The organism is Paenibacillus sp. 01T431 (assembly GCF_056398625.1).
Genome location: NZ_JBFTPT010000008.1, coordinates 55,092 through 66,991 on the forward strand (window position 1 = coordinate 55,092; position 11,900 = coordinate 66,991).

The window sequence follows — 11,900 nt, forward strand, 5'->3', positions numbered from 1 at the left end:
TTCTTTATGATGCTCAATTAGGCAAGCGCCATCTTTACCTGCCTAATATAGAAGAAACGAACGATGAAGAAGTAAATGACTTGAACGATAAAAAATAGGCCAAGCACGAGTATGGATTCCTTGAGCAGCGAGTATTTAAACATGTTGGATAGTGTCATGAGGGCAACAGCCCCATGTACTAATGCCACCACGATTGGTGCAAAGAATAGCAATATAATTTGTCGATTCAGTATTTTTGCAAGCTCTTTGTCGCTTAGGCCCATTTTCGAAACCGCTTTGAACTTCTGCCTATCATCATCCAAATCGCTGTACAGGCGGAAATAAAGAAAACTGCCTGCGGAGACAAAAAACACGATTCCGATAAACAAACCAATGAACAGTATCGGGCCAAAGCGCTCGCTTAACACGGAATTTTGAAATTCAAGCGCGTAAAACTCATATTTATCGCTATAGGGAATAAGATTCGTAAGCTTACCGCCTGCCTTTATGGCTTCTTTCTGCCGCAGTGGTCCATGCCATGCATAATAATGGCTCTCTTGTACTGGAGGCTGGAGTTTTGCAAATTGTTCATCCGATACAATGAAATAGCCGCTGAAACCATGTACCGCTGGCGATACAACAGCTCGATTGGCTTCAATCACAACACTGGGTTGCAGCGTAAATGGCTCGTTAAGCATTGCTTTACCCGCTCGTGACAACCCAAAGTCGACAACCGCTGCTTTGCCGCCTGAAAGCTTAATCTTATCTATTTTCATTAATTTGGCCAAATGGTTATAGTCGGATTGCTTAACCACTACAATCATTTTATCGCTATTGGAGGCCTTGTAATAACCAAGCTTAAGCATTGCTTTTTCATTTGCGATGTTCGATTCTTTCAGTGTGCGATCAATCTGCTCCATATGCTTTTGCTCGCTGCTATCACCATCCGTCGTTGTCCGGTAGGTGAATAGATAAGGATTTCCCTTAACATGATCTCCTCCGATGATGGATTGAAATCCATAAAGCGAGCCTATCGCACAAAACGAGACAGTGGAAATAATAGCGACCAGAAAGAACGAACGCGCGTTGTCCTTCAAGCGGTAGGCGAGATCGGAAAAAAGCAGCATATTCGTTTTGAGCCAAAAAATCGATTCCATACTCTTTAGCTTCCGAATGATATAAACGCTAAGCTGTGTAAACAGCAGGTAGGTGCCGATGCAAACCATGATCGTAACCGGAATAAGCAGAAAAATAGCCTCGGTCCCATCGGCTCGTAAACTAAGAAAGTAGCTTGCTCCAATCAAGATTGGTACTAGCATGGAAAGAAGGAAGGATGACTTTGGCTCACTTTTCGCTTGCTTGTTTGCCTTTAATAGCGTAACCAGCTGCCCGCTGCGCAGTACGGTAGAAATAAAAAAAGAGATGAGAATAAATAGAATCAAAAATGAAACCAGAGTGAGGGCAATAGCCTTATAAGGAATATAAAAGGATAGCTTTTCATTGATGGTAAGAACATTTTCCCCTGCAAGCAAAATCGCCTTTGCAAACACAAGTCCCAAACCAATGCCGCCGATAATGGCAAATAGGCCAATAATCATATTTTCCAAAAAAATCATCAGACGGAGCTGGACAGTGGTCATGCCCTGCATGATCATCAGCCCAAATTCTCTTTTGCGCGATTGTAGAAATGCACTCATGGAGTACAGAACAAAAAAGAAGGAAAATACATAAATAATCCACTTGGATACAGAAAGCGCAAACGTAGCGCTGGAATGAATATTTTCCCCGCTAAGGACAGGGTGATATGCAAAGATAGAAAAAGTAAAGAAAACCATCACTGTAAATAGACTGCTGAGGAAATAACCTGCATATAGCCGTTTGTTACGAGTGACGTTACGGAATGCGAACTGGCGAAACGTCATTATGATATCCTCCTAACAGCGAAAGCGTATCGATAATTTTTTGGAAGAAGGTTTGACGATTGTCACCCCGATGGATTTCCGTATAGAACCTGCCGTCCTTAATGAAAACAACGCGATTGCAATAACTAGCAGCCACCGCATCATGTGTGACCAGCATCATTGTTGCTTTCTGCTCGCGGTTAATTTTCTCCAGCAGTTCCATAACATCCTTCGCTGCTTTGGAGTCAAGATTTCCTGTCGGCTCATCTGCCAGCAGCAGCTTGGGAGAGTGAATCATAGCCCTTGCTATCGCTGCTCGCTGTGCCTGCCCCCCAGATATTTCATACATGCGTTTATCCATAATCTCTGTAATGCCCAGCTTTTCTGCTATGGCTTTTACTTTTTTCTTCATTTCGCTAACCTTGTTGCCATCTAATGTCAGCGGCAGCACAATATTCTCCTCAACCGTCAAGGTGTGAAGCAGATTGAAATCCTGAAAAACAAATCCAAGCTCACGGCGGCGAAATATAGCTAACTCATTTTTGTCCAGCTTGCTGGTCGTTTTGCCGTGAAAGGATATGTCTCCCGTTGTCGGCTCGTCAATCGTTGCAATTAAGTTCAGCAGCGTTGTTTTCCCGCTTCCAGAGGGACCCATAATACCAACAAAATCACCATCATCAATCGTTAAATTAATGTCGGTCAAAGCCCGATAGGACATTTTACCTTCATATATTTTACTAACCTGTCTTACATGCAGCATACTTAGATCTCCTTTCAAGAGGAAAACAGTTAATATGTGATCAGTATACTGTGGACGGTCAGCCGCTAACTATCGATTAGACTTTCACTTTTATTACACGCTTGTAAGCTTCTGATAGGCGGCAAAAATAATACGTACCTCCGTACCCTGATCGACCACTGACGTTAGCTCCATTCCATGCCCAAGACGATCAGCAGCCTCCTTCGTCAGATAGAGCCCCATACCCGTTGATTCGCGCATGCCGCGTCCGTTTTCCCCGGTAAAAAAGGGATCAAATACCCGCTTCATATCCGCAGCAGGAATGCCTACCCCACGATCGATAACTTCAATAATAGCTTCGCTCCCGCGCAAATAGCAGGAAATCACGACCTTCTTCCCTTCTGTCTCTTTGCTCGCAGAATATTTAATCGCATTGATGACGAGCTGGGAGAGCATAAAAAACAGCCATTTCTCATCCGTTTCGACCGTTAATTCAGGCGTACTGATGTGAACCTCGGGATAAATCTGATTGCGAATAAAAAGTCGTTTGTTGTCATGGACAACAGCGCTGATGATTTGTGACAGAACAACGGGCTTCACGTGGAAATCCTGTTCGAACGCGCGGAGCCGAGCCATATAGAGGACCGTATGCAATCCCGAGCGCATTCTCTCCAGCTCTTCACGAATGCTGGCAAACTCAGGCTCATCGATATTTTGAACAGTGAGCTCAATGACCGAAAGAGGTGTTTTCATTTGGTGAACCCATTGGTCCATGAAAACGAGATGCTCCTCCTGCTGCTTCTTTACTGTATATAATTGCTGCTGATACTGACGGTACTGGGTATGCAACAGTTTCTGGAGCGCCTCCGAGATGGGCGACTGCCCAATTTTCTGAAATGAAGCATCTAGCGATTCGAGAGGCTGACTAAGGCGGAGGTAATAATGTCGCCGACTAAGAAAGTGGTACACAAGGTATCCGCCTAGGATGAAGAAAGCAAGAAAAACAACGTAAAGTGCTGTCTTCAAATTGTGATAGCCATCGAGCCAATAAATCGAAAAAATGATACCCAATTGCAAAAGCTGAACAACAATGAGCAGAGCGTGTTCTCTTATAAACAGTTTCACTTGTCACTTTCCTTCATCCATGTGACGTTCAGCCGATAGCCTGTACCTCTCACCGTCAGCAAAGCATCTTCGATGCCAAGCTCTTGAAATTTTCTTCTAACGCGGGTAATGTTCACATTCAGCGTATTTTCATCCACGTAAGCCTGATCATCCCACAGCTTCTCAAGCAGAGCCTCGCGGCTGGCAACCCGTGGATATCGCTCAATGAGGCTTTCTACGATGTCGGATTCTTTTTTCGTGAGCGCAATGATTGCAGCTTCTAGCTTCAGCTCCAGCCTTTCGGGATAAAGCATGAGCCCTTCGATTTCGAGAACGCGTTCCTCATATCTGGAGGCATACTCCCCATAGGCACGTCGAAGATGGCTGTGGATTTTGGCCAGCACAATTCCAGAGTGAAACGGCTTCGTGATATAATCATCGCCCCCATTTTCAAGAGCCATGATCTGATCCATTTCACCGTCGCGAGCGGATATAAACAACACCGGGCAGATCGATGCGCTGCGGATTTGCCTGCACCAGTAATAGCCGTCATAACTAGGCAAATTCACATCAAGAAGAACCATGTCCGGCTTGGCTTGATGGAACTCCTCCATTACATGCTGAAAATCGTTTACCCGTATCCCTTCATAGCCATATTTCGTTATAGTAGACAGCAGAAGCTCCGCGATTTTCGGATCATCTTCTACAATCATTATTTTGTGCATCTCACTCTCTCCTTGTATGGACCATTAATGTCAAAATAAGAATATTGCAACACTATCTATTATGCTTGATCTATTATCGATATGGAAACGGGAAGCTAGCACTTTTTTTCTCATGTGATAGATTAATGGAATTCTATTCGTATTACCTAGTAGGCGCCAATAATTGTTGCAAGGAGGGGTGAACGGTTGAAACTGACAGAGGACAATGTTGTACAACACATAAAGAACAAAAACGAGAAAGCCATTTCTTTTATTATCCATCAATATGGAGGACTGCTTGCTGCGATAATTAAACGCCATTTAAATGGCCAGCAGCAGGATTACGAGGAATGTCTGGATGATGTGCTGCTTTCGGTATGGAACCATATTTTGCACTTCGATCCAGAGAAAAATGGCTTTAAACAATGGCTTGCAGCGATTGCCAAATATAAAGCAATTGATTATCAAAGAAAACAAATCAAGCTTCACAATCACCAATTTTCGGTTTCCGAAATAGATGATCGCATGCTCAAAACAAGCGAAGCAGCCGGCACAAGCCAAGTAGATGAGCTGTTTGACCAACTATCAGCGCGTGAGCGGGATATTTTCGAAAAATATTACTTAGAGGGAACACCTTCCCATGAAATCGCAGAGCACTATAATGCCAAGGAATCTTGGGTGCACAACAAGCTTTCCAGGGGACGCAAGAAATTGAAAAGCTATCTGCTCAAAAATAATCAAGGATAAGGAGTGAGACTATGTCGATTTATAAAGAGCTGAATGATCTTAACCTGGATGTAAGCCAGTATGAAGAACAGGAGCTCACGAGCTTCCAAAAAAAGAGCTGGGACCGACGTGTACGGAGTAATATTAGAAAACATAAAACCAATAACAGAAAGAAATATGCAGGCGTTGCGGCGGCCATTATTTTGGCAGCAGGTATTTCAATCAGCACGGGGACTGTGACTTTTGCCAATGTTCCATTCGTCGGAGGGTTGATGGAGCGATTGATGGCAACTAATGCAGATGAGAACGCGGACTACTCTCCGTTCAAAACCGAAATTGGTGCCACTGCTGAAAATAATTACGGGAAATGGACCTTAGATGAAGCGTTGATTGATAACGGACGTTTGCTTATTAGCTCCACTTTTGAGCCTGCTAAGGGGGTCAAATTTAATTACCAAATGCATCCGATGCCAACCGTACTCATGAATGGACAGAATCTCACTTCAGGAACCGCTGGACAATCCATTAAAGTTCACGATTCCATGTATACCGTCTATAATGAGCTGCGAATTTCAGAGCTTCCGATCGGTGAAACGATTGCCTTCCAAATTAGTTACGATAATCTAGACTGGAGCATCGACTCGAAAGTGAAGCTGATTGAGAATCCTTGGTCCTTTGACATCAAGGTTCCGACGAATCAATTGGCTGCAACAAGTGAAACGATTGCATTTAATCAGGATATATCACTTGGAAACGGACAATCCATTCATCTAAAAAACATGGTCGTATCACCTATTTCAACGATTTTATATTATGACTGGACCGAGCAATCCAACCACATTGCGTTTAAAATCGTCAGTGAATCCGGACTGGAGTTATTGCCAAACACAGCGGAAATATCTGCTGAGGGTTCGTATAACCGCTACGTTCCGATTGATTTGAAAGCTGAGAAATACTATTTGGTTCCTTTCGAGAGTTCAGAGAACCCTCATGCTGAGAATCCAGGAGAGGTACCGGAGCAATCGATAGTGATTAATCCATAGCAAAGCAGTGGCACCGCATACCGCCATTCCGGCTCCCGAGCGTGAAATTCTCAGAAATAGGACTAGAAACTAGTCCTATTTCTCTTTAAACAACCAATTCAGCATAATTAGATATTGAAACTAGTCTTATATCTACAATGCACCTTGCCATTTCTTCCAAAAAAAGAGATATTCATAGAATAGCTCTTTAAGCTTAACGTTTAAAAAGCTGCCGTTGATTTGAGATGATACTTAGGAGGCGGTACAATCATGCCCCACATTCCATTCAAGGATTTGGACGTTTTTTATGAAAAAATGGGAAACGGTGAGCCTGTCATTTTTTTGCATAGCGGCTACTCTCGGGGAATTCTAGCCTTCGCCAGCCAATTGCTTGATTTTCAGAGCAAATATACCTGTTATTATCCGGATTTCAGAGGTCATGGGCGAACAAAGTGCAGCAGTCTCGAATGGAATACGCCTCAGCTTGTAGAGGACACGATCGAATTTATGGACGCGCTTGGCATTTCTAGTGCACATTTGATCGGCTACAGCTTGGGGGCGAATGTTGGATTGTATGGCGCTGTTCATTATCCCGAAAGAGTTGCTACTTTAACTACGATAGGAACTAGCGGTTATGCAGATCCAACGGGTGTCGAGCAATTCGAGCCAGAGTGGCTTTTGGAACAGGGGCAGCAAGCGACCATCAATCAAATGATTGAAAGGCATGCAGAAGCTCATCGAGGAAATTGGCAAGAGCATATGCGGCAGTCTGCGAACGACTGGCGTCTCTATCCTCAGCTTACGAGCGAGCAGCTAAGCAGCATTCGTTGTCCATCCTTGCTTATTACTGGTGAAAATGATCCCTTTGTAGGTGAAACGAAGATAAAGCAGTTGAGTTCCCTGATTAAAGGATCTCGATATCTCGTCGTTCAGGGCGGCAGTCACAGGCCTCATATGCTTAGAGAAAATCCGGTTTTGGTTAATGACACCATACTAGATTTTATTGGCTCATACCCGATTTCCGACATGTGAGATTATCTAATCAAAATTGAAGCTTACGATTAAGCAAAAAAGCTGCCGAGTATAACAATCGGCAGCTTTTGCTGTGTTAGCGGGGCGATCGATTTGCAAAGCAGCCACGGACGTTTTTCTTGTTCGCAGCTGCCGCGGCATTTTTCTACCGCACATTACGTTTATGTTGGCCGTACAATTGTGAATTGCTCCCCTAGCTTCGCATAATCGTTTCCAGCAAGCCGGCTCACCGGCTTCAATGCCTCGGCGTTAATACGTCCATTCTCGTACAAAGCCTCATCCACATGGAAACGTACAACTTTGCCAATTAATAAATCACAGGCTGGCGAATCCGCTGTACCGCCAAGCGATAACGATTGATCAAGTACACATTCCATACGAATTCTCGCTTCAGCCACACCCGGCACACGCACAAGGTCGCTTGCGATAGCCGATAAGCCTGCAAGCGCAACCTCACTCTCTTCCGAAGGCAAAGCTGCTGCCGTTATATTAATCGCTTCGATATAGCTCTCATCAGAAATATGTACAACAAACTCGCCTTTGGCGATGGCATTTCGGGAGGTATCCTTCTGGATACCTCCCGGCTTGCGCTGTACAGATACCGCAACCATAGGCGGATTAGCGGTAACGATATTGAAGAAGCTGAACGGAGCTGCATTCAGAACACCTTCGCTTGAGAGTGTAGTGACAAAAGCAATGGGTCTTGGCACAATACTGCCAATCAACAGCTTATAATTGTCCTGCACACTTTGACTCGTTGGATCAATCGATAACATGATGGGCTCCCCTTCATAAGCGAAATGCTTGCTTTATATTAACCTTTAAAGGTTTCGTTAAACCAAGCCGCTGCGGCAGCTACCTCTGAACTCGTTAGCTGATGTCCAAATGTTTCCCAATGTACCGTAACCTGAGCCCCCGCTGCTTGCAGCAAACGGTCCAGCTCCTCCGTCTCCTGAGGCGTGCAAAGCGGATCATTCGAGCCCGCACCTATGAAACAAGGTACGCCAGCTAGGTCAGGCAGATCAACATCCCGAATCGGCACCATCGGGTGATGCAAGATCGCTCCGTGAAGCGTACCTTGATAGTGGAACAATAGGCTGCCTGCGATATTAGCTCCATTGGAATAACCGATCGCCACGATATTATTGCGGTCGAATCCATATTCTACTGCGGCTTGATCTAGAAAATCATTAAGCTCCTGCGTGCGGAATTTAAGGTCCTCTAGATCAAATACGCCTTCAGCAAGACGTCTGAAATAACGCGGCATACCATTCTCGAGCACATTTCCTCTGACACTCAGCACGGACGAAGCAGGCGAGACCAGCTCAGCAAGCGGAAGCAAATCCCGCTCGGTTCCACCCGTTCCATGCAAGAGCAGCAGTACTGGTGCAGTTGCATCTGTTCCTTGTTTGAATATATGTTTCATCATTTGTCCTCCTCCAATACTCTTACTTCAAATGGTGACAATAATTGCTCAATTTGCGTACGATGCTCCTCATACCATTCCGGCAGCATCAGCTTTTCACCGAGATGCTCCGGCTCTTCATCACGAGCAAAGCCCGGTGGATCTGTAGCAATCTCGAATAAAATGCCGCCGGCTTCACGGAAATAGATCGCGTTAAAATATTGGCGATCCACGATCGGAGTAGGCTGGAAGCCATGGCTCTCGACGTGGCTTCTCCATAGCGCGTGCTCCGCGTCGTCTTTTGCCCGCCAAGCGATATGGTGAACGGTGCCAGCTCCTCCATGTCCGTGTTCCATATCCTCTACATTGATGTCAATTAGATTGCCCAGATCACCTGTTGCTTTAAAACGAGCATAACCTTCATCTTCCCCGACTTTCTCCAGTCCCATCACGTTAACAAGGAGCTCCGCGGTTTTAGCCGAAGCCGTCGTGTATAATACGGCACCGCCAAAACCCTTGATCGCTTGCTGCGCCGGAACGCCGCCAAACGACCATTTACTATCCTCTCCTTGCTCCCTAGCTACGATCTCAAGCTTTAAACCATCAGGATCTTCGAATTGCAAATACTGCTCTCCAAATCTTGATGTTTGAGCAAAATCTATATTAAGCTTAGCTAGACGCTCTTTCCAAAAACCGAATGCACCTGCGGGAACTACATAAGTGGTTATACCCACCTGGCCTCCGCCAATTTTGCCTTTGCGTGAATTCTCCCAAGGAAAAAACGTAATAATAGTGCCTGGACTTCCGATCTCATTTCCAAAATATAAATGATAAACCTCTGGCGCATCAAAGTTAATCGTCTTCTTAATCAACCTTAGACCTAATACGCCTGAATAAAAATCTGCCGTCGTCTGAGCGTTTCTAACAAAAGCGGTTATATGGTGAATACCAGCTGTTTGATTTGTCATGGTAATGACACTCCTTATTTTATAGGAATATGAAAAGTAATGTAACTAACCCCACTTCTGATTAGCCAATAAGCGCATCAATGGAGTATTCACCAGCGCCTGTTAATGCGATGCCTATAGCAATGGCTACGAGAACAAGATTATATTCATAACCGTTTGCGGTTGCCCATATTCCGTTAGGACCATGCACCTTCACTATAGCACCAAGCATAGTAAGCACGATCAATACCGCAGCAAGAGGTGTAAGCAGACCAGCGACGAATAATAGGCCGCCGATTAGTTCCATCAATCCAGCGGCAACAGCCATAGCAACCCCTGGCTTAATGCCAATCGACTCCATCCAGCCGCCTGTTCCCTTTGGACCATAACCGCCAAACCAGCCAAACAGCTTTTGTGCACCATGCCCTACGAACAATAGACCTACAACGACACGAACAACCAATAATCCCAAAGCAATACTCAATGTAAACTCCTCCATTTTGTTTTTAATGTTTAAACTACTGCTTGCATCACAGCTCTTCTTTTACCACTATTTAAAGAATCTCTATTTTAAGATATATGGTATGCATAAATGATCGCTGCTACCTTATAACAGCCATCATTGATATGCAACAAACGCCCATGCGCGTGATTACACCTTTACAGCTAGTTAAACCCGCTACTTGTAGTGCTCCTGAGCAAACTTTCCTAGCTTCTTAAGCAGCTTGCTCGCCAATTGCTTCTCTTCTGCTGTCAGCCCATTTACCGCTTGCTTGATAGCGTCTTCGTGAGCAGGAAATACATCCTCTACGAACTGTTTGCCTTCATCGGTTAGTTCTGCATAAATGAGGCGTCTATCCGTAGTCGAAGCTCTCCGGCGTACCATTTGCTTCTTCTCCAGCTTATCTACGACATAAGTAATGTTTCCGCTGCTCATAAGCACTTTCTCACCGATTTGCTGCAATGGCTGCGGTCCGCGGTGATAGAGCAATTCAAGCACTCCAAACTCCGTGCGGTTCAAGCCGTTTTTACGAATATCACGATCCGCATGGGCATTCACCCATTGGCTCGCTCTAGACAGCGCAATGAAGAGAGCTAATGAATCATTTTGTTTTTCATTTGCCATGATGATCACTCCTCTCTGCGCCGTTTTATCTTTAATTAATTTATCTTGATTTAAAGATAATGCATTTTGAAACAGTTGTCAACGCTTATGCCAAATCTTTTTGAATCAACGATAACAGGCATGCTTCTCAAAAAATAGAACGGCTTGAGATTTCACCTCAAACCGCTCCGCCGTCGATGGCTTCCATTTAGCTTTCTTTGGCCGGCCTGACCGAATTCCCTTTAATAAGAGAAACATAAATCCGTTCATGCTCCACTTCGTCGCCGCTGATCAGCTTGATCAGCTGTTCGGCAGCTAGAGCCCCCCATTTGCGCTTGGAATAATCAATCGTAGACAAGCGCGGCTGAGTGTAAGAAGCCAGCTCCATATTATCAAACCCAACGATATGAATATGTTCACCAATCCGAATATCAGGATGATGCGCCGCCAAATAATTGAACATACCAATAGCCATCTCATCGTTGAAGCAAAACACTGCCGCAGCCGTGCCGCTGTTCTCAGCTATAATTGTCGCTGCAGCCTGCTCTCCAGCCGATTTATTGAAATCTCCTTCAATTACAGTCAGCTTAACGCCAGCGGATCGTTCCACCGCTTGCGTAACAGCTTGCAGCCTCTGCCTTGAATCATAAGAGCCGCTAGGGCCAGTCACTACATAAAGAGTCCGATGGCCTTGCTCGATCAAATATTCGGCTGCCAGCCTCGCCCCTGCTTTGTTATCGAGCAGCACTTGATTGATGTTCGAGTGCTGCAGTTCACGATCCAGCACGACCAGCTTATGCCCGCGCTCCGCGTAGCTCAGCAGCTCAGTACTGCCAAACGTCTCGTCCAGTATAATCGCACCATCGATCATTCGCTCGGGCAGCATCCGATGAGATTGCTTACCGCTGCACACGATCAGATCATAGCCCTTTTCCGATAAAATCTCCTTTGTTCCTTGCAAGAGATCGCCGTAGAATGCGCCGCTGAAGTCGGTAAGAAAGACACCGATAATTTTTGTTTCTCTCGTCTTGAGCGACCTTGCAGCAGCGTTCGGGATGTAGTTTAATTCCTTGGCAACAGCCAATATTCTTGCTGTCGTCTCATCCGTCACCTTGGGGCTGCCGTTAAGCGCGTAAGATACCGTCGAGATCGAGACCCCCGCTTGTTTAGCGATATCCTTAATACTAACCACAGCATTCGCTCCTATCTTTCATTGTTCCTTCACTATATCACAAA

At 45.1% G+C, this 11,900-nt stretch carries 13 protein-coding genes; 3 read left to right on the forward strand and 10 right to left on the reverse strand.

From position 1 onward, the window contains the following. Positions 1-17: 17 nt before the first annotated feature. The 4 genes from AC1DM9_RS16040 to AC1DM9_RS16055 form a co-directional block, all read right to left on the reverse strand. On the reverse strand, positions 18-1,901 hold the full coding sequence (locus AC1DM9_RS16040; RefSeq protein ID WP_477581007.1) for an FtsX-like permease family protein: 1,884 nt from the start codon (positions 1,899-1,901) through the stop codon (positions 18-20). Beyond that, entirely contained in the window at positions 1,873-2,640 is a 768-nt protein-coding gene (locus tag AC1DM9_RS16045; protein WP_339205567.1) for an ABC transporter ATP-binding protein, read from the reverse strand. Before AC1DM9_RS16045 ends, AC1DM9_RS16040 begins: the two co-directional genes overlap by 29 nt. Positions 2,641-2,733: 93 nt before the next feature. Then, positions 2,734-3,744 (reverse strand): sensor histidine kinase, encoded by a 1,011-nt coding sequence (locus AC1DM9_RS16050; protein WP_477550542.1) that lies wholly within the window; start codon positions 3,742-3,744, stop codon positions 2,734-2,736. After that, positions 3,741-4,448 (reverse strand): response regulator transcription factor, encoded by a 708-nt coding sequence (locus tag AC1DM9_RS16055; RefSeq protein ID WP_441909979.1) that lies wholly within the window; start codon positions 4,446-4,448, stop codon positions 3,741-3,743. Before AC1DM9_RS16055 ends, AC1DM9_RS16050 begins: the two co-directional genes overlap by 4 nt. 186 nt (positions 4,449-4,634) lie before the next feature. Here AC1DM9_RS16055 and AC1DM9_RS16060 point away from each other — a divergent pair, with 186 nt between their 5' ends. The 3 genes from AC1DM9_RS16060 (at position 4,635) to AC1DM9_RS16070 (ending at position 7,207) form a co-directional block, all read left to right on the forward strand. Beyond that, the gene (locus AC1DM9_RS16060; RefSeq protein ID WP_076266406.1) at positions 4,635-5,174 is read left to right on the forward strand and encodes a sigma-70 family RNA polymerase sigma factor; all 540 of its coding nucleotides are present in this window, start codon (positions 4,635-4,637) and stop codon (positions 5,172-5,174) included. Positions 5,175-5,185: 11 nt separating this feature from the next. Next, positions 5,186-6,196: a DUF4179 domain-containing protein gene (locus AC1DM9_RS16065; RefSeq protein ID WP_477581009.1), complete on the forward strand. Its 1,011-nt coding sequence runs from the start codon at positions 5,186-5,188 to the stop codon at positions 6,194-6,196. Between the two features lie 249 nt (positions 6,197-6,445). After that, entirely contained in the window at positions 6,446-7,207 is a 762-nt protein-coding gene (locus tag AC1DM9_RS16070) for an alpha/beta fold hydrolase (protein ID WP_477509514.1), read from the forward strand. 161 nt (positions 7,208-7,368) lie between these two features. Here AC1DM9_RS16070 and AC1DM9_RS16075 read toward each other — a convergent pair whose 3' ends face one another. The 6 genes from AC1DM9_RS16075 to AC1DM9_RS16100 all read right to left on the reverse strand — a co-directional run bounded on the left by AC1DM9_RS16075 (position 7,369) and on the right by AC1DM9_RS16100 (position 11,856). After that, the gene (locus AC1DM9_RS16075) at positions 7,369-7,983 is read right to left on the reverse strand and encodes a flavin reductase family protein (RefSeq protein ID WP_477509515.1); all 615 of its coding nucleotides are present in this window, start codon (positions 7,981-7,983) and stop codon (positions 7,369-7,371) included. Positions 7,984-8,021: 38 nt separating this feature from the next. Then, positions 8,022-8,633: an alpha/beta hydrolase gene (locus AC1DM9_RS16080; RefSeq protein ID WP_477509602.1), complete on the reverse strand. Its 612-nt coding sequence runs from the start codon at positions 8,631-8,633 to the stop codon at positions 8,022-8,024. After that, positions 8,633-9,580 (reverse strand): ring-cleaving dioxygenase, encoded by a 948-nt coding sequence (locus AC1DM9_RS16085; RefSeq protein WP_477509516.1) that lies wholly within the window; start codon positions 9,578-9,580, stop codon positions 8,633-8,635. The genes AC1DM9_RS16080 and AC1DM9_RS16085 overlap by 1 nt, the downstream gene beginning before the upstream one ends. Positions 9,581-9,641: 61 nt before the next feature. Then, positions 9,642-10,043, reverse strand: coding sequence for a DoxX family protein (locus tag AC1DM9_RS16090; protein WP_372238955.1), 402 nt, complete (start codon positions 10,041-10,043; stop codon positions 9,642-9,644). A 195-nt stretch (positions 10,044-10,238) separates the two neighbouring features. After that, positions 10,239-10,685 (reverse strand): MarR family winged helix-turn-helix transcriptional regulator, encoded by a 447-nt coding sequence (locus AC1DM9_RS16095; protein WP_477509517.1) that lies wholly within the window; start codon positions 10,683-10,685, stop codon positions 10,239-10,241. A 187-nt stretch (positions 10,686-10,872) separates the two neighbouring features. Then, positions 10,873-11,856, reverse strand: coding sequence for a LacI family DNA-binding transcriptional regulator (locus AC1DM9_RS16100; RefSeq protein WP_441912982.1), 984 nt, complete (start codon positions 11,854-11,856; stop codon positions 10,873-10,875). Between the last annotated feature and the right edge of the window lie 44 nt (positions 11,857-11,900).